The organism is Pseudomonas sp. St316, from assembly GCF_018325905.1.
Taxonomy (GTDB): Bacteria; Pseudomonadota; Gammaproteobacteria; order Pseudomonadales; family Pseudomonadaceae; genus Aquipseudomonas.
This window is the reverse complement of sequence record NZ_AP021901.1, coordinates 6,634,140-6,654,858: the sequence shown is the minus strand read 5'-3', so window position 1 is coordinate 6,654,858 and position 20,719 is coordinate 6,634,140. Positions and strand designations below refer to the sequence as shown.

Annotated in this window: 15 protein-coding genes; 11 read left to right on the top strand and 4 right to left on the bottom strand. The window is 64.1% G+C overall.

Features of this window, described 5'->3' with window-relative positions:
• Positions 1-51: 51 nt before the first annotated feature.
• The 4 genes from KI237_RS29755 to tssA all read right to left on the bottom strand — a co-directional run bounded on the left by KI237_RS29755 (position 52) and on the right by tssA (position 3,887).
• Positions 52-540 carry an Hcp family type VI secretion system effector gene (locus KI237_RS29755; protein ID WP_018611756.1) on the bottom strand — a complete coding sequence of 163 codons (489 nt, stop codon included), beginning with the start codon at positions 538-540 and terminating at the stop codon, positions 52-54.
• A gap of 222 nt (positions 541-762) precedes the next feature.
• Complete coding sequence (gene tssC, locus KI237_RS29750) at positions 763-2,259, bottom strand: type VI secretion system contractile sheath large subunit (RefSeq protein ID WP_003206925.1); 1,497 nt, start codon at positions 2,257-2,259, stop codon at positions 763-765.
• A gap of 2 nt (positions 2,260-2,261) precedes the next feature.
• Positions 2,262-2,768 carry a type VI secretion system contractile sheath small subunit gene (gene tssB, locus KI237_RS29745; protein WP_003206923.1) on the bottom strand — a complete coding sequence of 169 codons (507 nt, stop codon included), beginning with the start codon at positions 2,766-2,768 and terminating at the stop codon, positions 2,262-2,264.
• Between the two features lie 81 nt (positions 2,769-2,849).
• The gene (gene tssA, locus KI237_RS29740; protein WP_212798179.1) at positions 2,850-3,887 is read right to left on the bottom strand and encodes a type VI secretion system protein TssA; all 1,038 of its coding nucleotides are present in this window, start codon (positions 3,885-3,887) and stop codon (positions 2,850-2,852) included.
• A gap of 417 nt (positions 3,888-4,304) precedes the next feature.
• On the opposite strand from tssA, the gene tagH reads away from it, so the two are divergent.
• From tagH to KI237_RS29685, 11 genes are all read left to right on the top strand, one after another.
• Positions 4,305-5,810 (top strand): type VI secretion system-associated FHA domain protein TagH, encoded by a 1,506-nt coding sequence (tagH, locus tag KI237_RS29735; protein ID WP_212798178.1) that lies wholly within the window; start codon positions 4,305-4,307, stop codon positions 5,808-5,810.
• 67 nt (positions 5,811-5,877) lie between these two features.
• On the top strand, positions 5,878-6,384 hold the full coding sequence (gene tssJ / locus KI237_RS29730) for a type VI secretion system lipoprotein TssJ (protein WP_212798177.1): 507 nt from the start codon (positions 5,878-5,880) through the stop codon (positions 6,382-6,384).
• Between the two features lie 15 nt (positions 6,385-6,399).
• Positions 6,400-7,734 carry a type VI secretion system baseplate subunit TssK gene (gene tssK, locus KI237_RS29725; RefSeq protein ID WP_116833753.1) on the top strand — a complete coding sequence of 445 codons (1,335 nt, stop codon included), beginning with the start codon at positions 6,400-6,402 and terminating at the stop codon, positions 7,732-7,734.
• 6 nt (positions 7,735-7,740) lie between these two features.
• Positions 7,741-9,054, top strand: coding sequence for a DotU family type VI secretion system protein (locus KI237_RS29720; protein WP_212798176.1), 1,314 nt, complete (start codon positions 7,741-7,743; stop codon positions 9,052-9,054).
• Entirely contained in the window at positions 9,051-12,551 is a 3,501-nt protein-coding gene (tssM, locus tag KI237_RS29715; protein WP_212798175.1) for a type VI secretion system membrane subunit TssM, read from the top strand. Before KI237_RS29720 ends, tssM begins: the two co-directional genes overlap by 4 nt.
• Complete coding sequence (gene tagF, locus KI237_RS29710) at positions 12,548-13,201, top strand: type VI secretion system-associated protein TagF (RefSeq protein ID WP_212798174.1); 654 nt, start codon at positions 12,548-12,550, stop codon at positions 13,199-13,201. Before tssM ends, tagF begins: the two co-directional genes overlap by 4 nt.
• Positions 13,202-13,933 (top strand): PP2C family protein-serine/threonine phosphatase, encoded by a 732-nt coding sequence (locus KI237_RS29705; RefSeq protein ID WP_212798173.1) that lies wholly within the window; start codon positions 13,202-13,204, stop codon positions 13,931-13,933.
• A complete protein-coding gene (locus KI237_RS29700) occupies positions 13,930-17,028 on the top strand; it encodes a serine/threonine-protein kinase (RefSeq protein WP_283246280.1) in 3,099 nt (1,032 codons plus the stop codon). The genes KI237_RS29705 and KI237_RS29700 overlap by 4 nt, the downstream gene beginning before the upstream one ends.
• A complete protein-coding gene (locus KI237_RS29695; protein ID WP_024619024.1) occupies positions 17,028-17,744 on the top strand; it encodes an ABC transporter ATP-binding protein in 717 nt (238 codons plus the stop codon). Before KI237_RS29700 ends, KI237_RS29695 begins: the two co-directional genes overlap by 1 nt.
• Entirely contained in the window at positions 17,744-18,940 is a 1,197-nt protein-coding gene (locus tag KI237_RS29690) for an ABC transporter permease (protein ID WP_212798172.1), read from the top strand. The genes KI237_RS29695 and KI237_RS29690 overlap by 1 nt, the downstream gene beginning before the upstream one ends.
• Positions 18,933-20,660: a formylglycine-generating enzyme family protein gene (locus KI237_RS29685; RefSeq protein WP_212798171.1), complete on the top strand. Its 1,728-nt coding sequence runs from the start codon at positions 18,933-18,935 to the stop codon at positions 20,658-20,660. Before KI237_RS29690 ends, KI237_RS29685 begins: the two co-directional genes overlap by 8 nt.
• Positions 20,661-20,719 lie beyond the last annotated feature (59 nt).

The window sequence follows — 20,719 nt, the reverse complement described above, 5'->3', positions numbered from 1 at the left end:
TTCGAGCAAGCACCAAACACCCCCGGCGCGTGGCACCGGGGGCGTGTTCGATTACACCTTGATGTTCTGACGGATGTTCCAGCCGAACTTGACCGGACCGCCTTCCTTGGTGCCGTCGGCTTTCTGTGGCTGGTAGTCCACCAGCACCTTGGCGAAGTTCAGGGTGACGTTTTCGGTCAGGCGATCATCACCGCCCGAGCCGCCGGTGCTCAGGGACGTGACCAGCACTTCTTCCAGGTTGATGATCATGTACTCGACCTGGCTTTCACCGCCGGCCTTGCGCACGGTCAGCTTGACCTTGTCGATGTGCTTGCCGCTGGCGCAGTGCATCATCAGGTTCGGCGACGCCTTGTCGACGTACTTGGTCAGGGACAGGTCCTGGACGTTGACCTTGCCCGCACCGCCGCCGCTGCCTACGTGCATGTTGCCGGACTGGGACATGCCCCAGCTCCAGTTCAGGACATCGATCTCGTCCTTGTGGGCCTTGTCCATGGACTCGCCCTTGATGTCGCCAATCTTGATGAAAATATCAACAGCCATGTTTTCTCCCTGTGTGGTTTCTAACCACATTGTTTGGTTGACGCTGACCTTGCGAAATTACCTGTGCCGAACGGCTCCGATGAACTCCAACCCACTGAAGATCCCTGTGGGAGCGAGCTTGCTCGCGATAGCGGAGTGTCAGACATACGCATGACAACTGAACCACCGCCATCGCGAGCAAGCTCGCTCCCACATTTTTACCGTGCACCGCTCAGTAAACGTTTACGCGCCCTTGGCCGACGGCAGTTTCGATACCAGGCGCAGCGACACGGTCAGCCCTTCGAGCTGATAGTGCGGGCGCAGGTAGAACTTGGAGTTGTAGTACCCCGGGTTGCCTTCGACTTCTTCGACGATCACTTCGGCGGCAGCCAATGGGTGCTGGGCCTTGGTGGTCTCGGTGGAGTGCGCCGGGTCACCGTCGACGTAGTTGAGGATCCAGTCCTGCAACCAGCGCTGCATCTCGTCCTTCTCTTTGAAGGAACCGATCTTGTCGCGCACGATGCACTTGAGGTAATGGGCGAAACGGCAAGTGGCGAACAGGTACGGCAGGCGCGCGGCCAGGTTGGCGTTGGCGGTGGCGTCCGGGTCGTCGTATTCGGCCGGTTTCTGCAACGACTGGGCGCCGATGAACGCGGCGAAGTCGGTGTTTTTCTTGTGCAGCAGCGGCATGAAACCGTTCTTCGCCAGTTCCGCTTCACGGCGGTCCGAGATGGCGATTTCGGTTGGACACTTCATGTCCACGCCACCGTCGTCGGTCGGGAAGGTGTGGGCTGGCAGGTTTTCCACTTCACCGCCCGATTCCACGCCACGGATGCGCGAGCACCAGCCGAAGTGTTTGAACGAACGGTTGATGTTCACCGCCATCGCGTAAGCGGCGTTGGCCCAGGTGTACTTGGAGCTGTCGGCACCGTCGGTGTTTTCTTCGAAGGCGAAGGCTTCCACCGGGTCGGTCTTGGCGCCGTACGGCAGGCGCGCCAGGAAGCGTGGCATGGTCAGGCCGATGTAGCGCGAGTCTTCCGATTCACGCAGCGAGCGCCAGCCGGCATATTCCGGGGTGGTGAAGATCTTGGTCAGGTCGCGCGGGTTCGACAGTTCCTGCCACGAGCCCATGCCCATCACGGTCGGCGAAGCCGCAGCGATGAACGGGGAGTGCATGGCCGCGCAGACTTTCGACAGTTCGCCCAGCAGCTCGACATCCGGTGGCGACTGGTCGAAGTAGTAGTCGCCTACCAGGCAGCCGTAAGGCTCGCCGCCGAACTGACCGTATTCTTCTTCGTACATCTTCTTGAAGATCGGGCTCTGGTCCCACGCCGTGCCCTTGAATTTCTTCAGGGTCTTGTGCAGGTCGGTCTTGGAGATGTTGAGCACACGGATCTTGAGCTGCTCATCGGACTCGGTGTTGTTGACCAGGTAGTGCAGGCCACGCCAGGCGCTTTCCAGTTGCTGGAAGTCGGGGTGGTGGATGACCTGGTTGACCTGGGCGGTGAGCTTGGCGTCGATGGCGGCGATGATCGACTCGATCGACTTGATGGCGTCGTTGGACACCAGGTCGGTCTGCGCCAGGGCCTGCTCGGCCAGGGTGCGCACGGCCGTTTCGACGGCTTCGCGGGCGCGCTCGGTCTTGGGTTTGAATTCTTGCAGCAGCAGGGACGCGAACTCGCTGGTTTCTTCGGTTGCGCCCAAGTTTTGCACGCCTTCGCGAGCTGTATTGTCAGTCATGATCATTGGTCCTGTGCTGGCTTCGGCGCGCTCGCCAGGGCCTGCAACAGCGCTGGGTCCTTGATCGCCTTCATGATGATTTCTTCGGCACCGGTCTTGCCGTCCATGTAGGTCAGCAGGTTGGCCAACTGGGTGCGCGCTTCGAGCAGCTTGTTCAGCGAGTCGACCTTGCGGGCCACGGCCGCCGGGCTGAAGTCGTCCATGCTTTCGAACGTCAGGTCCAGGCTCAGGTTGCCTTCGCCGGTCAGTTCGTTAGGCACATGGAACGCCACGCGCGGCTGCATGGCCTTGAGGCGCGAGTCGAAGTTGTCGACGTCGATCTCGAGGAACTTGCGATCAGCCACCGCTGCCAGAGGCTCGGCCGGCTTGCCGGCGAGGTCGGCCATCACGCCCATGACGAAGGGCAACTGGACCTTTTTCTCGGCGCCGTAGAGCTCGACGTCGTACTCGATCTGCACTCGAGGCGCGCGGTTGCGCGCGATGAATTTCTGAGAACTTTGCTTCGCCACGTTGCTGCTCCTGGTCGCTTGAGCGACGGTGTTGGCGTCATCGGGGGTACCGGTGACGTGACTGCGTGATCCGCTCGCTTTTTATTCGCTGTCTGGGCCGCGCAGGTTTTCAAATTGGCTCATGCCGTCGGGAATCAGGTTGCGCACGATGGCCGCGAAGTCGGCGTGCACCAGGTTCTTGGCCCGGTTCAACAGCACCGGCAGCGGGCTGGAGGGCTCATGACGGGTGTAGTAAGCGAGAATCCGGTCCAGGCTGCGCAGCACGTCGTCGCGGTTGTTGATGTCGCCGCTGACGGTGCTCGTGCTGGTGTTGCGCGGTGCACTTGGCGCGCTCGCATATTCCGTGGTCGCGGCGCTGTCGTCGCCGACCGGATCGGACAGGGCGCTGTCGCCGCTCTGCGGGGCGAACTGGCCGAGAATCTGCAGGGCCATCTTCAGCGGTTGCTTGAGCGGGCCAAGGTCCACGCCTTGGGCGGAACCGACCTGGTCGCTGACTTGCTGTTCGATGGCTTCGGCGGCGCCGCGCGCTTCGAGCAGGGCGGCGCGGGTGATTTCCAACTGCTCGGGATCGCTGTCGAGCAGGGCCCCGGCGAGCTGTTCGGCGCCGAGGTTTTCATCCGGGAAACTCTGCAGGCCGCTGGCGTTGGCGGCGGCGCGCAGGCTGACGGCACCGAACGTCCGCGAACGGGCCAGGATGCTCTCGCGCAGCAGGCGAATGGTGATGTCAGACGTCAGGCCGGCGAGGGCATTAATGCGCACAGTGGGGTCGTTGTCGTCATCGGCGTCCAGGCGCGGATGCAACTCGGCCCAGTACTGCTTGAGCAGTTCGCTGATCAGCGTCAGTACACGGGCCATGCCCGGCAGGCCTTCGAGGGCCAGGGAGCTTTGCATCAGGAAATGGGTAATGCGCAGGTCTTTGCTGCGTTGCAGCAAGTCCAGGCTCTGCTGCTGGATGCTGCGCCACTCGGGAGGTTCGGCAGGCAGGATCGAATCGCCCATGCTGCGCTCGGGTTGGCCCCGGGAGTCGCGTTCCAGGCGCAAGAAATCCGCGTCATATTCCAGGTCTTCACCGCACGGCGAAGTCGCGGAAACGGCGGCGAGCAGCAAAGGCACATCCACTTGGATCGATCTCCCTATCACCCGCTTGAAGAAGTCGGGCAGTTCACACGCAAGTTTCGGATGAAACTTCACATGTTCCTTGACGGTAATGGCCCTTTAGATCTGCAATGATCTTAAAGTGCCATCATGTATATTCAAGAAGTTGTGCATTTTTGGTGTAGTACTTATCGCTTGTCAAGGTAAGCTATTTCACCAGTGTAGCCCCCATGTAACAGTTGTGATGCGCTTAACAGGCTGCCCGACCCATGGGTCGAAGCGGCAACTGACGTGGGGTTTTTGTCACGCAAGCCGGTTATGATCAGCAATCATGCTGGCAAAAAGCCGTTTCGCGGTGGTTGGCAAGGTTGTGGATGGGTAGTCAGGGCCTCAATCCTCACTTCACCCGCCCGCGCGCGATGTATTCAGCAAGGAGGCAAGATGCCACTGTGTTTGACTATCACTAGTTATCACAAGATTACCCCAGGCCAGTGTTCGGAGAAGTCCATGGACCAGGGGGTGATGGCAATTGGCCGTAATTCCGATAATGACTGGGTATTGCCGGACCCTGAGCGCCTGGTTTCCGGAAAACATTGCATCATCCAATACAAAGATGGGCGTTATTACTTAACTGATAACAGTACTAATGGTGTGGAATTGGTCAAGGCCGGCGTTCGCCTGCGCAAGGGCAACAGCGAACCCCTGCAAGACGGTGAAGTGATCCGCATCGGTGATTATGAAATCCAGGCGCGCGTCGATTTCAGCCTGCCGGTTACCGACAGCAACCCGTTTGCCGAATCGCCCAGCAGTTTCGAGGCCTTGATGGGGCAGCAGGGTGCCGCCGTGCATTCGCCATCGCCAATTCAGGTGGCCTCGCCTGCGCATTTCCAGGGCGTGTCGGCCATGGACACCCTGCCGGATCTGTTCGACTTCTTGGCCCCGAGCAGCATCCCGCCGGCCACCCAGCCTGACCATGTTCCGGCCGAGCAACACGATTTCCGCCCACCGACACCGATTCCCCGGCCGAGCCCGCCACCCGTGGTCGAGCCGGTGATACCGCCGTCTGCCTCGGTGATTCCGGACGACTGGGACCCGTTCAGCGACAAGCCTGCGCCGGTGGCGGTTGCCCCGCTGCCTGTGGCCCCGCTGCCTGTGCCGCCACCGCCGGTGGTTGAGCCGGTCGCGACACCTGTTGCGCAGGCTCCGCTTACCGACATCTTTGCAGACATCATTGCACCGCCGCCGGCGCCCGTGCGGGAAGCGCCAGTGACCTGCGTCGAGCCACAGGTCGCTCCGCCAGTCGCTCCAGCTGCACCCGTCGCGCCTGTTGCACCTGTTGCTGCAGTCGATGCCGCTCAACCCGACTTGCTGCAAGCGTTCCTGCGCGGTGCCGGGCTGGACCAGTTGCGCCTGGACAAGGCCAACGCCGAAGCACAGATGGAAAGTATCGGGCGCAGTTATCGGTTGATGGTCGAAGGCCTGATCGATGTCTTGCGTGCCCGCAGCAGCCTCAAGGGTGAGTTTCGCATCCAGCAGACAATGATCCAGCCGGTGGAGAACAACCCGCTGAAATTCGCCCCCAATGTCGATGAAGCCCTGCTGTTGCTGTTGCGCCACGGCAACCAGGCGTTCATGGCCCCGGACGCGGCGGTGCGGGACAGTTTCGATGACTTGCGGGCCCACCAACTGGCGGTGATGGCCGGGGTGGAAGCGGCCATCAAGCATTTGCTGGGGCGCTTCGAACCGGCGCAGCTGGAAGAGCGCATGGCCAAGCCCGGAGGACTCTCGGGTATTTTCAGTGGCTCGCGACAGGCCCAGTACTGGCAGCAATTCACCGAGCTCTACAGCAACATTTCCCGGGAAGCCCAGGAGGATTTCCAGGACTTGTTCGGTCGCGAGTTCAGTCGCGCCTACGAAGAACACAGCACACGACAGCGACGCCGTTGAGCGGCGCTGTCCTATAACAATACCGATCGCTCACAACGGATAGCTCAAACGTCATTGAGGACGCAGGATGATTCCCAGGTTTTTACTCGCAGTCGCCACCGCGCTTCTGCTGACGGCGTGCGCCAAGGATGCGGCCAGTCCCCAGCCCGAAGAAGCTGAGGCCGACACCGCCGCCGTCGAGCTGCATTTCCACGCCATTGCCGGCCTCAACCCCGGCGCCACCGGCCAGCCGGCCCCGGTCCGGGTGCGCATTTTCGAACTGAAAAATGCCGCGGTCTTTGGCCGTTCCGATTATTTCGCCTTGGCCGAACGGGCCCAGGCCACACTGGGCGCCGACCTGATCGACCAGGACGAGGTGCTCATCCAGCCCGGCCAGCAATTGAGCCTGCAACGCGACCTCGACCCCGCCACGCGGCACATCGGAATACTGGTGGGCTATCGCGAACTGGACCAGTCGCTGTGGCGCACGGTGATGAATGTCCCGGCGCGCGAATACACCGAATACCAGATCAGCCTCGATGTGCGCGCCGTGCGCAGCGCCGTCGTCGTTCCCCCATCCAGCCCTGCCCAATAAGCAATCGGAGCCCCCATGTCCTGGAACAATCGCGTGGTCTGGTCGGAAGGCATGTTCATCGGAACGCAGCATTTCCAACAGCATGACCGTTACCTGGAAAACCTCATCGACGCACGCAGCCGCCCCCTGTCGGCCGGCGCCTGGGGTTTTTCCGAATTGCTGATCGACCAGGGCCTGCTGGCCCAGGGCAAGCTGGCGATCATCTCGGCGCGCGGCCTGTTGCCGGACGGTACGCCCTTCAACATTCCCCAGGATGACCTGGCGCCGACCCCATTGAATGTCGACGACAACCTGCGCGATGGCCTGGTGTACCTGGCCCTGCCGCTCAAGCGCGCTGGCGCCAGGGACACCGTGGATGAAGGCGAAGACCTCGGCGCGGCGCGTTATGTGAGCCAGGTGTGCGAAGTGCGCGACGACAACGCCCCGTTCGAAAATCGCGCGCCAGTCGCTCTCGGCTCCCGGGCCTTGCGGTTGTTGACCGAACAGGATGGCATTGGCGACTACGCCGCCATCGGTGTGGTGCGCATCAAGGAAAAACGTGCCGACCGCGCCTTGGTGCTCGACGACGCCTACATCCCGCCGCTGCTGGATGTGATCGCCTCCAAGCCACTGGCGGCGTTTCGCAGTGAACTGCTGGGCCTGCTGCATCAACGCGGCGAAGCCCTGGCCGGGCGGGTGGTAGCGTCCGGTGCCGGTGGCGCCTCGGAAATTGCCGATTTCATGTTGTTGCAACTGGTCAACCGCGCCCAGCCGCTGATCCAGCACCTGAGCCAGTTGAGCCCGCTGCACCCGGAACGCTTCTACAGCGAACTGGTGAGCCTGGCCGGGGAGTTCTCCACGTTCACCGCTTCCGGACGACGACCGCAGCAATACCCGCCTTACCAGCACGATGACCTGGCGCTCAGCTACGCGCCCGTGATGCAGGCCCTGCGCGAAGCCCTGTCGATGCTGATCGACAGCAAGGCGACGCCGATTCCGATTGTCGAAAAAGCCTACGGCATCCATGTGGCGATGCTGGCCGACAAGACCCTGCTCGACAGCGCCAGTTTCATCCTGGTGGTGCGTGCCGATGTGCCGGCCGAAACCCTGCGCAGCCGTTTCGGCCAGCAGAGCAAAGTCGGTTCGGTGGAACACATCCGCGACCTGGTCAACCTGCAACTGCCGGGCATTGGCCTGCTGCCATTGCCGGTGGCACCACGGCAGCTGCCGTACCACGCCGGCTCCACTTACTACGAGCTCGATCGGGGCAGCGATCACTGGCAGCAACTGAGCAACTCCGGCGGTTTTGCGTTCCACATCGCTGGCCAGTTCCCGGGGCTGAACCTGGCCTTCTGGGCGATCCGAGGATAAACCGCGATGAGCAACGACGATCGTACCCAGTTCATGCCAACGCCCGGTGGCCGCGGCGCCGACCCATTCCGCCCGGACGCTGGCCGTCCGGACCCTGGTCGTGCGCAGCCTGCACCGCTGTCGATGCCGGCCGCGCCGGTGCTGACCGGCAAGGCCGAGGGGCTCAACCCGCTGGAAAGCGCCGCCGGCCCGCTGCTGGCGCTGCTGACGCGCCTGCGCAACACCATTGCCCACCCGGCGCCGGCCAGTCTGCGCGCGCAACTGCTGGCCTACCTGCGCCAGTTCGAAGAGCGTGCCGAGGCCGCTGGCGTGGTGCGTAACGATGTGTTGCTGGCCCGCTACGCCTTGTGCACCGCGCTGGACGAAGCGGTGTTGAGCACGCCGTGGGGCGGCACCAGCGACTGGGGCAAGCAAAGCCTGTTGATCACCGTGCACAACGAAGCCTGGGGCGGCGAGAAGGTGTTCCAGTTGCTGGAGCATTGCCTGCAAAGCCCGCGCGAGCGCCTGTATCTGCTGGAGCTTTTGTACCTGTGCATGTGCCTGGGTTTCGAAGGGCGCTACCGGGTGATGAACGACGGTCGCAGCCAACTGGAAGCGTTGCGTGAGCGCACCGCCGCCGTCATCCGCAGCGCCCGTGGCGACTACGAGCGCGAGCTGTCGCCGCATTGGCGCGGTGTCACGGTGGCCCGCGATCGACTGGCGCAATTCATGCCGCCATGGATCGCCGTGGCCATCGGTGCAGCCCTGTTGCTGGCACTGCTGTTCGGCCTGCGCATGAAACTGGCGTCCGATGCCGAGCCGGTGTTCAAGAATATTCATTTCCTCGGTGAAATTCCGGTACAGACCATCGACCGTCCCGTGGTGCAGCCCAAAGTGATCGAGCGCCCACGCCTGGCCGGCTTCCTCGCCGATGAAATCCGGGCCAACCGGATTGCCGTGGAAGACGCCGTCGACCGCTCGGTGGTGACCATCCGCGGCGATGAACTGTTCGCCTCGGGCAGCGCCAGCATCAAGGACGACTTCCAGCCGCTGATGCTGCGAATCGCCGATGCGGTGCGCAAGGTCAAGGGCCAGGTCCTGGTCACCGGGCACAGCGACAATCGCCCGATCGCCACCCTGCGGTTCCCGTCCAACTGGGCGTTGTCCGAAGCGCGGGCGCAATCGGTGCTGCAAATTCTTTCGGCCAAGACCGGCCAGCCCGAGCGCTTCAGCGCCGAAGGCCGCAGCGACACCGAGCCGTTGGCGTCCAACGCCACCACAGAAGGACGTGCGCGCAATCGTCGGGTTGAAATCACAGTATTGGCGGAGGGGGTCGAGTGAAGGCGTTTTTCAGTTTTATGACCCGCTGGGTCATTCCGTTGCTGGGGCTGATCGCCCTGAGCCTGATCATCTGGTTCGTCGGCCCGCTGCTCGATTGGCTGGTGCCTGAAGGCCGCCGCTGGGCGTTGATCATCCTGGTGTTCGCGGTGTGGATAGCCTACCGCGTATTGCGCATCATCCAGGCGCGCCGTCAGGCCGCCGAAGTGATGCGCAGCCTGGCCGCGCAAACCCCACCCGATCCCACCAGCATCGCCACCGCCGAGGAACTCGAAACCCTGCGCCAGCGCATGGACGAAGCCCTGGCCTTGCTCAAGAAAGCCAAGCTGGGCGGCGACGAGCGTCGTAACCTCTACGAGCTGCCGTGGTACGTGATCATCGGCCCGCCGGGTTCGGGCAAGACCACCGCGCTGGTCAACTCCGGGCTGCATTTCCCGCTGGCCGCGCAACTGGGTGCCGGTGCGGTACGCGGTGTCGGTGGTACGCGCAATTGCGATTGGTGGTTCACCGACCAGGCGGTCCTGCTCGACACCGCCGGCCGCTACACCACCCAGGACAGCGACGCGACCATCGACAAGGCCGCGTGGCTGGGCTTTTTGGGCCTGTTGAAAAAACAACGGGCCCGACGCCCGATTGACGGGGCGTTCATCGCCATCAGTCTGTCCGACCTGCTGCTGGGCAGCGACGCCGAGCGTGCCGCCCATGCCGCGGCGATTCGCTTGCGGATCCAGGAGCTGTACACCCAACTGGGCGTGCGTTTCCCGATCTACCTGATGCTGACCAAACTCGACCTGGTGCCCGGGTTCATGGAGTATTTCGATACCCTGAGCAAGGAAGAACGCGCCCAGGTCTGGGGCATGACCTTCGCCCTGGACGATGGCAAGAGCAGCGACAGCCCGCTGGCGCACCTGCAGAGCGAGTTCACCGGCCTGGAGCAGCGCCTCAACGACCGCCTGGTGGAACGCCTGCAACAAGAGCGCGACCCGGCGCGGCGCGATCTGATCTACGGCTTCCCACAGCAGTTCGGCGCCTTGAAAGATTGCCTGCAAAGCTTCCTCGAAGGCGTGTTCAAACCCAACGCCTTCGAAGAGCGCGTGTTGCTGCGCGGGGTGTATTTCACCAGCGGCACCCAGGAAGGCAGTCCGATCGATCGCTTGATCGGCTCCATGGCCCAGAGCATGAACCTGGACCGTCAGCACCTGGCGCGCCAGACCGGCACCGGGCGCAGCTACTTCATCGAGAAACTCTTCACCGCCGTGGCCTTCGCCGAGCGTGGGCTGGTGGGCGTCGATCCGAAAGTCGAGCGGCGGCGCAGGTGGATCGCCCGCGGCGTTCTGGCCTCCACCGTGGTATTGGTGCTGGTGGTCAGCACGTTGTGGTGGGTCAGCTACCGTGCCAACCAGGCCTACATCGCCCAGGTCGACCAGAAGGTCGCGCCATTGGGGCAAACCGTGCAGAACCTCAGCCCGGCGCAACGCGACGTTCTCGCCGTGTTGCCGTTGCTCAACGCCGTGAAGCACCTGGCCGACGACTCACCGAGTTGGGCCGAAGGCCTGGGCCTGTACCAGGGCGACATGCTCGAAGCCGAGTCCGGCAGTGTCTACCGCAAGCTGCTGATCGCGGTGTTCGCGCCGCGCTTGCTGACGCGCATCGAAGAGCAGCTGCACAGCGGCGGCAATTCGGATTTCCTCTACGAAGGCTTGAAGGCCTACCTGATGCTCGCCGACACCGAGCATTACGATGCCGACTTCATCAAGGCCTGGATCGCCCTGGATTGGGACCGCAGCCTGCCGCGCGATTTGCCCGCCGAGCAGCGCCAGGCCCTGACCGCGCATTTGCAGGCGCTGTTCGAGCGGCGTCCGCCCCTCGCGCGCCTCGACCCTCGCCTGGTCGAAGACCTGCGCCGCCAATTGCAGCAATTGCCGGTGGCCCAGCGCGTCTATGACCGGATCAAGCGCCAGAAGCTGCCAGATGGCATCCCGGACTTCCGCATCAACGAAGCCGCCGGGCGTGATGCGGCGCTGGTGTTCAGCCGCAAGAGTGGCAAGCCGTTGGGTGAGCCGCTGAGCGGGTTCTTCACCGTCAAGGGCTACCGCCAGGGCTTCCTGCTCACCAGCCTGAGCCAGACCGGCACCCTGGCCGAAGAACAATGGGTGCTGGGCCACGAACAGGCCGATCAGCAGAACGTCGCCAGCCTGGCCGCCGATGTGCGTCGCCTGTACTTCCAGGACTACCTGCGCCAATGGGACGCCTTGCTCGCCGACATCGACTTCGTGCCGATCACCAGCGTGGCCCAGGCCGCCGATGTGCTGCGGGTGATTTCCGGCCCGACCTCGCCGTTGAAAAAACTGCTGGTGGCGGTGGCGAAGGAAACCGACCTGCAACAGGATGAACGCCTGCTGGCCGCCCAGGGTGCGCCGGTGGAAGGCGGCGTGGACAAGCTCAAGGAGCGCCTGGGCAGCTTGCTCGGCCAGGAGCAGGCGACGTCCAACGCGCCGGCGGCGAGCGATGACCCGATCACCGCGCACTTCGCCGAACTCAACAGCATCGTCAGCAAAAGCGAAGGCGAGCCGGCGGCCATCGACGGTCTGTTGGCGGACATGAACGCTTTGTACGTGCAGGTCAGCGCCATGGTCGGTGCCAGCGGCGATGCCTTGCTCGGCGAAGCCAAGAACCAGGCAACGGCCGCCGCTACGCGCGTCAGCCTCAATGCCGAACGCCAGCCGCCGCTGGTGCAAGGCCTGGTCAAGTCGGTGGTCAACTCCACCACCAACAGCATGATGGGCGGGGTGCGCAACCAACTGAACGCCGCCTGGACCAGCGAAGTGGTGAATATCTATCGCCAGTCCCTGGCCGGGCGCTATCCGATGTCGCCAGGCAGTGCTCGGGACGCGACCCTGGATGACTTCGGCCAGTTCTTTGGCGTCGGCGGGGTCATGGACAACTACTTCCGCAAGTACCTGCAACCCTACGTCGACACCTCCACACCGACCTGGCGTTGGCAACCGGGCGCGGCGCAGAAGCTCGGCATCGCCCCTGGCGTGCTGCAGACCTTCCAGCGCGCGGCGACCATCCGCGATGCGTTCTTCCGTTCCGGCGGCACGCAGCCGATGGTCCGTTTTGAGCTCAAACCGGTGGCGATGGACTCGACCATCACCCAGTTCCTGCTCGACCTCGACGGCCAACAATTGAGCTACGACCACGGCCCAAGCCGCCCGACCGCCATGCAGTGGCCCAACCCAGGCAGCATCGGCGTGGTGCGGATCTCGATTATGCCGCCGTCGTCCAGCGGTCGCTCCGGCATCACCCTGGATGGGCCGTGGGCCTGGTTCCGGCTGCTGGAGCAATCGGACCTGACCGCCGGCAACTCGCCGGATCGCTTCAACCTGCGGCTGCGGGTCGATGGCGCCAGCGCCTCTTATGAGTTGCGCGCCAACAGCGCCTTCAACCCGTTCAAGAGCCGGGTGCTCAGCGGCTTCAGCCTGCCGGAGCGGCTATGAGTACAGCGGGCTTCTATGGAAAGTTGGCCAGCCGTGGGGACTTCGTCAGCCGTGGTTTGCCCCAGAGCTTCATCGGCCCGTGGGATTCCTGGCTGGCGGCGGGTTTGCTCGCCAGCCAGACCAGCCTTGGCGAGCGTTGGCTGGACGCCTACCTGGTCAGCCCGCTGTGGCGCTTCATGGTCGCGCCCGGGGTGTGCGGCCCGGACGCCGCAGTCGGGGTGGTGATGCCGAGCATCGACCGGGTCGGCCGTTATTTTCCGCTGACCGTCGCGGTGCTGCTGGAGCCCGACGCGGACCCGGCGTCGGTGGTGGGCGGTGCGGACGAGTGGTTTGAACGGGTCGAGAACCTGTTGCTGAGCACGTTGAGTGTGGAGGCCAGTTTCGAGGCATTCAACGAACAGTTGGAGACCCTGGGCAGCCCGATGTACTTGCCGCGCACGCCGAGCAGCCGTTTTGCCAGCCTGCATCGCTTCGATGCCACCGACCCGCAGCGGCGCATGAGCGCCCTGGCCGAGGCGGCTTGCGAAGGTGCGAGCCTGTGGTGGGGCCAGGGATCGGAGCGCATTGCCCCGGGTTTGATGCGCTGCCAGGGATTGCCGGCAGCCGCTGATTTTGCGCAATTTTTGCTCGGCCAAGAAGGTGTTGTGTAGATGCGTCCAAGTGCCGGAAAAGCAATCAAGTCTGCAAGCAAGAGCCATGTCGGAATGGTCCGCCAGGTCAACGAAGACGCTTGCCTGGACCTGCCGGAAAACGGCCTGTGGGTCGTGGCCGATGGCATGGGCGGGCACGCGGCGGGCGACTACGTCAGCAGCCTGATCGTCGACAGTTTGCGCAATATTGCCGTGGGTCGTTCGCTGGACGAATACGTCGCGGCGCTGCAAAGCGACCTGCTGCGCGTCAACGCCGCCGTGCGTGAAGAAACCGCCAACCGTGGCGTGACGATGATGGGCAGCACCGTGGTGGTGCTGGCCGCCCGCGACCTGCGCGGCATGTGCCTGTGGGCCGGTGACAGTCGGTTGTATCGCCTGCGCGATGGCATGCTCGAAGGCATCTCCCGGGACCACAGCTACGTTCAGGATCTGCAGGACAGCGGCCTGCTCAGCGAAGCCGAGGCGCGGGTGCATCCGCGGGCCAACATCGTTACCCGGGCCATTGGCGTCGAGGCGCAACTGAACCTGGCGCTGACCGAATTGTTGCTGGTACCCGGCGACAGTTACCTGTTGTGCAGCGACGGGCTGACCAAGACCGTCGAGGACGAAGAAATCCGCGAGGTATTGAGCCACGACGAGCCCGGCGAAATCGCCAGCAGCCTGGTGTCCCTGGGCCTGATGCGTGGCGCGCCGGACAACATCACCGTGGTGGTCGTGAAGGTGCCGTCATGAGCTTGTCCCTGAACATTGTCATCCCCGGCTACGACATCGAAGGGCCGATCGGTGAAGGCGCGATGGCCAGCGTGTACCTGGCGACGCAGCGTTCGCTGGAACGCAAGGTGGCGTTGAAAGTGATGGCCGCCGCGCTGGCAGCCGACCCGACCTTCTGCGAGCGTTTCCTGCGCGAAGGCAAGACCCTGGCGCGCCTGTCGCACCCGCACACCGTCACCATCCATGACATCGGCAACGTCGGTGAGCTGTACTACATGGCGATGGAGTACCTGCCCAACGGCACGCTCAAGGAACGCATCGCCGCGGGCCTGACGCCGGAGCAGGGCCTGACCTACATCCGCCAGATCGCCTCGGCCCTGGGTTATGCCCACGGGTTGGGCCTGGTCCACCGTGACGTCAAACCGGCCAACATCCTGTTCCGCGCCGATGGCACGGCGGTGCTTTCGGACTTCGGCATCGCCAAGTCCCTGGACGACCGCACCCAGTTCACCCAGGCCGGTTTCGCCGTCGGCACGCCCAGCTACATGAGCCCGGAACAAGCCCGTGGGCAAGACATCGACGGCCGCGCCGACCTGTATGCCCTGGGCGTGGTGCTCTACGAAATCCTTGTTGGCAAACTGCCGTATACCGGCAACGACGCACTGTCCACGGCCCTGGCGCACCTGACCGAGCCGTTGCCGGAACTGCCGGTGCACCACGGCCGCTACCAGGACGTGTTGCGCAAGCTGCTGGCGAAGGATCCGGGGGAGCGTTTCCCGGATGCGGCGGCGTTGTTGCGGGCGTTGGATAACCTGCCAGAGGAATCGGCGCAAGCGACGCTGATCCGGCCGTTGTCGTTTGAACTGCCGGTCACGCCGCCTGCGGTGGATGACTTGGCGGGCCTGACGCCCATGTCCATCAACATTCCCAGCGGCCCGGCTTACTCACCACCGCCGCCACAATCGCAGCCCAAGCCCGTTGCGCCGCCGATAAAGTCTTCGGTGCAATCCTCGGTGTCGGAGCAACGCAAGGGGCCGGTGTTCGCCCTGGCTGCCGTTGCGGTCGCCGTGGCATTGGCGTTGGGTGGGGCGGGTTATTGGTGGTTGGCCGGTGATGACGGCAAAGAAGTGAAGACGCCAGTGGCCACGACCACCTCGGTCAAGCCACCGCAAGTGAAGCCGCCGAAGGCCCCGGAAGTGCCGACGGTCAAGCCGCCCGTTACCCCTGCGGCTCAGCCGCCCGTGGCGACCGAGGCCGATGGCGGTCAGCGTCCACTGTTGATGGCCGGCAAGAAAACCTTGTTCCAGCGCGTGCTCAGCAAACCGGGGGCGAAGCTCGCCGACGCACCGGGCGCCGCACCGGGCAAGGCGCTGCCGGCGTTTTCCGTGCTGTACGTGTACCAGCGCAAGGACGTCGACGGCGGTTCGTGGGTGCGGGTCGGTGCGGCCACCGACGGGCGCAGCGACGGCTGGTTGCCCGCCGCCCAAGTCAGCGACTGGAAGCAAAGCCTGGTGCTCAAGTTCACCGAACGTTCCGGCCGTGCGCCGGTGATGTTCCTGCGTCAGCCTGGCGACGTGGAAAAGCTGCTGGCCAACCCTTCGGCGGCCAAGAACGTGTTGCTCAAGGCCCAGCAGAGCCCGCAGGAGGACCAGCAAGTGCTGGCCCTGGAGCCCGCCGCCAGCGCCGTACCGCAGAGCCAGTTCTACCTGTTGCCGATCTTCGATTCCCGCGAGAGCCTCGATGAAAACGGCCAGCCGGTGCAGTTGCTGAACGTGGCGTCCATCGACCCGGGCAGCACGCCGAGGGCTGCGACCAACACGCCGATCACCACCGCCAACGCCGACGCGTTCCGTACCGCCGTGGTGCTGGTGGTGGACACCACCGTGTCGATGCAGCCCTACATCGACCAGGTGCGCGACGTGGTCCACGAGTTGCAAACCCGTATTGCCGAGCGTGGCGAGCTGGACAGTGTCAGCTTTGGCATGGTGGGTTTCCGCAGCAGCATCAAGAAAACCCCAGGCCTGGAATACGTCGCCAAGACCTTGATCACCCTGGAGCAGGGCCGCGACCCACAACGCTTCATGGAGCTGGCGCGGCAGGTCAAGGCATCGACGGTGTCGAGCCATTCGTTCAACGAAGATGCGTTTGCCGGGGTCATGGAAGCCGTCGAAGGCATGGACTGGTCCGGTTACGGTGGGCGTTTGATCCTGTTGGTCACCGACGCCGGGGCCCTGCGCAAGAACGATCCCTTTGCCGCCACGCAAATGAACGAGGCCGAAGTGCGCCAGGCGGCGCTGGGCAAGCAGATCAAGATCTACGCCTTGCACCTGCTCAGCGACGCCGGCAAGAAAACCCATGCCGGCGCCCAGAGCCAGTACCGCACCCTGACCGCCGACGCCAACCCGCAGATCGGCGACCTGTACATTCCGGTGCCGGGCGCCGATGTGCGCAAGTTCGGCGAGCGCGTCGACGAGATCGGTTCGGTGTTCGCCGACCTGGTCCATCAGGTGCGCAGCAACAAAGCGCAAAGCGTGCCGCTGCTCAGTGCCGCGCCGAGCCTGGCCGACAAGTCGGCCGCAGTCGGTTACGCGATGCACATGGACTTTTTGGGGCGTAAATCCGCCAGCCAGGCGCCGCAACTGGTCAGCGCCTGGACCGCCGACCGCGACCTGACCAACCCGGCACTGCCGGCGTTCCAGGTCTGCGTGATGCTGACCAAGCTGCAACTCAACGACTTGCAGCAATCGCTCAAGCTGATCGTCGACGCGGCTCGCAAGACCCAGAGCTCACCCAAGGATTTCTTCCAGGAAATCGCCAGCGCCAGTGCCTACATGAGCCGCGATCCGTCGGCCTTGCGCAAGGGCGGCAACCTGGCCGACGGCGGGATTCTCGGCGAGTACCTCGAAGGGCTGCCGTACCGCAGCAAGTCGCTGAACATGACCCAGGATTTGTGGCTGTCCTTGAGCGTGGCCGAGCAGGAAGATTTCATCGACGAGTTGGATTCGAAAATCCGCCTCTACGAAACCTTCCACAACGACCTCGCCAACTGGGTGCGCTTCGGTGATGCCGAGCCGGGTGACGCCTTGTACCGCGTTCCGTTGTCGACGCTGCCGTGATGCTGACCCTGAACGCCGTGCACAAAAGCCGGGGCGCCGGCAGCCAGCGCTACAGCCTGGTGATTCCACGGCTGCACTTGCGCGGCGGTGAACAACTGGCGGTGGTCGGCCCCAGTGGCTGTGGCAAGAGCACGTTGCTGGACCTGCTGGCGCTGGTGTTGGCGCCGGATCAGGCCGGGCAGTTCGACTTCACGCCCGCCAACACGCCGCTGGACATCGCCAAATTGTGGCGTGCGTCGCAACAGGGCACCTTGGCCGAGCTGCGCAGCCGTTACCTGGGTTATGTTCTGCAAACCGGTGGCCTGTTGGGCTTCCTGGATGTGCGCGGCAACATCGCGTTGTCGCGCAAATTGCTGGGCTTGAAGGATGACGCAAGCGTGACGCGCCTGGCTGGGCAGTTGGACATTGCCGATCAACTGGACAAGAAACCGGCGGACTTATCCGTCGGCCAACGCCAGCGGGTCAGCTGTGCCCGGGCGTTGGCCCATGGGCCGCGCCTGTTGCTGGCCGATGAACCGACCGCCGCCCTCGACCCGCTGAACGCCGAACGCGTCATGCAGTTGCTGGTGGCCCAGGCTCGCGAACACGGTGTCTGCTGTGTGGTTGCCACCCACGACGAAGCGCTGGCCCGCGCCAGTGGTCTGCAGGTGCGGCGCATCAGTTGCCGTCGCGACGTCGACGGCGGCGTCACCGCCACCCTCGGGGAGGCTTGCTGATGCGCGGCGCGCTGGTGGCTTCCCTGGCCTGGCAGGATTACCGCAACGATGCCTGGCTGTCGGCCTGTTCGGTGCTGGCCCTGGTGGCAGTGGTGGCGCCGTTGCTGGTGCTGTTTGGCCTGAAGTTCGGCTTGGTCAGCAGCCTCACCGAACGCTTGCAGAACGACCCGGCCACCCGGGAAATCATCCCCTTGGGCGGTGGTCGCTTCAGTGCCGAGTTCGTCGAACAATTGAGCCAACGCGGCGACGTGGCCTTTGCCTTGCCGCGCACCCGGCAGATCGCCGCCACGGCGGATTTGAGCGGCGATGCTTCGGTCGTCACGGTCGAGATGATTCCCACTGCCGCCGCCGATCCCTTGTTCGAGCACTTGCCGGTGCCCCAAGGCTTGGATCAAGTGGTGCTCAGCCAGACCGCCGCCGAAAAGCTCGGCGCCAAGGCCGGCGATTGGTTGCAGGCCAGTTTCGGCCGGCAGGTGGCCGGTCGCAGCGAGGCGCAGCGCACCCGCGTGCAGGTGCTGCACGTGCTGCCATTGGAAGCCTTCGCCCGGGACGGCCTGTTTGCACCGCTGGCGCTGTTGGAGGCCGCCGAGGATTATCGCGACGGCCGTGCCGTGCCCGTATTCGGCTGGCCAGGCGATGCGGTGGCCGTGAGTGGGCAACGGGTCTACCCGGCGTTTCGTTTGTATGCCCGCAGCCTTGGCGATGTCGAGCCGCTGCGGCAGTATTTCGCTGGGCAAAACCTGTTGGTATCGACCCAGGCCCAGACCATTGCACAAGTGCAATCGCTGAGTCGCAACCTGTCGATCGTGTTCTGGATCATTGCCGGGTTGGCCTTGGCCGGTGCATTCGCGGCGATCTTTGCCGGCGCCCTGGCGGCGGTCGAGCGTAAGCGCCGGGAGCTGTCGGTGTTGCGCCTGCTGGGGGTTTCCACCGCGGCGCTGTTGTTGTTCGTGGTGTTGCAGGCGCTCTACAGCGCCACCTTTGCGGCCCTGTTGAGTGCCGGCCTGTACGGCTTGGCGCAGTCGGGCCTGAATTATTTATTTGCACAGATGCCCGGCGAATACGCCAGTCATCTGTTGGTGCGTCACTACACCTTGGCCCTGGTGGCCGTGCTCGGCGTCAGTGCTGTCGCGGCGGCATGCGGCGGCTGGCGGGTGGCGCGCATCCAGGCGTGTGAAGGAATTCGCGATGTATAAGTTATTGGGCGCCGCCGTGGCGCTGAGCCTGGCCGGTTTGGTCTGGGCCGACGAAGGCACGGACAAGCTGGACAACCCCAAGCCGTTGCCCGACGACGTCAGCCTGCCGCTGCCGTGCGAAGGCCAGATGGTGTTCCGCTACGTCTACATCCTCGCCCAGGGCACCCTGGACGATCGCGAGATCAGCCTTGGTTATCCGTTCAGCGAAGACGAGGCCGGTTACCAGCAGTCGTTCATTTCCGGCTACCGGCGCGACTTCATCAATGGCCAGTTCACCCTCAAGGACTTGCCCAAGGACTGGAACAAGACCATCACGCCGTTGATGCCCAAGACCGACGCCAAGACGCCGCTCAAACCGATGCTGTACTTCATCGGCAAGTACGAGGTCACGGCCCGGCAATACGCCCAGGTCATGGCCCAGGCGCAATCGCTTGCCAGCGGCGAGCCGGCGCCGGCCTGTGAAACCTTGCAAGCCGATTGGCCCCAAGGCGTGGCCGGGCGTTTGCCCAAGGTGAAACTGTCGAAGTTCGAGGCTGAACGTTTCTCGGCGGTGTACAGCGCCTGGCTGATGAAATACCACAAGGACTTGCTGCCGGTGAGCGGTCGCGGCACCTCCGCCGAAGACGGCGGGTTGGGTTTCGTACGCCTGCCCACTGAAGTGGAGTGGGAATTCGCTGCTCGTGGCGGCCAGGCGGTGAGTCGCCAGGACCTGGAAGGGCGCCTGTTCCCTCGGCGCCTGGAAGGCAGTGAAAGCGACGGACCGCTGGCCGATTGGGCGGTGTTCAACCAGGTTGCCGGCGGCACCGGCCAGGCGGCACGGCTGATGCCCATCGGCACCAAGCTGCCGAACCCCATCGGCCTGTTCGACGTGGTGGGCAACGCCGCCGAGATGGTCCAGGAATCCTTCCAGTTGGTGCACGCCGGTCGCCGCCAGGGCGCCTATGGCGGTTTCGTGGTCAAGGGCGGCAACTACCTGGAAGGCGAGGGCACGCTGTTCACCGGCATGCGCCGCGAATACCCATTGTTCGCCGCCGACGGCACCGAGCAAAGCAACGAAACCACCGGTTTTCGCGTGGCCGTCGGTGCCTTGTCGGCGCCACGTTCGCGCTACAAGGAATTGTTTGCCCAGTGGCAGAAGGAAGGGCGGCTCGCGTCGCTGACCGACGCCATCGATGACGCCGACGACCCGACCAAGCGCCTGGACAGCATCATCGCCGCCAGCGTCGACCCGCGCCTGCAAGCCGAACTGGGTCTGGTCAATGAAGAGCTCAAGCGCAACGTCTCGCTCATCGCCCAGCAGCGCGAGGAAGCGGCGGGCAACTTGATTCAGTCGTCGGCCCTGGTGGCCGAGACCGTCAACAACTACAACATTCGCCTGACCAATCTGCAAAACAGCCGGCAAGCCGCCCTGGACGCCAAGGACGAGGCCAGCGCCACGTTGTTCGCGACGGCCATCGACAACGGCCGCAGCGCGCTGGATGGCGCGGTGGCGATCTACATCGACAACCTGGCGACCGGCACGCGCTACACCGATGCCGTGATCCAGGCGCAGTTCCAGCGCGTCAAGGAAGAATTGGAGCGCAAACCGGTTCTGGGCAAGAGCCTGGTGGCGCGTGCAACGTTATTCGTTCGTCATGTCGGGGATTATCGTCAGCAAAAACGAGCCGACCCGGCGGCGATATTGAAGGAATTGCTCGCATCGAGCGCTCAGCGGTCTTGAGTGTTCGTTGTCAGCGAGCTTGGAAGGGACTCAGGCGGCGATAGCGCCGCGCTGAGCTG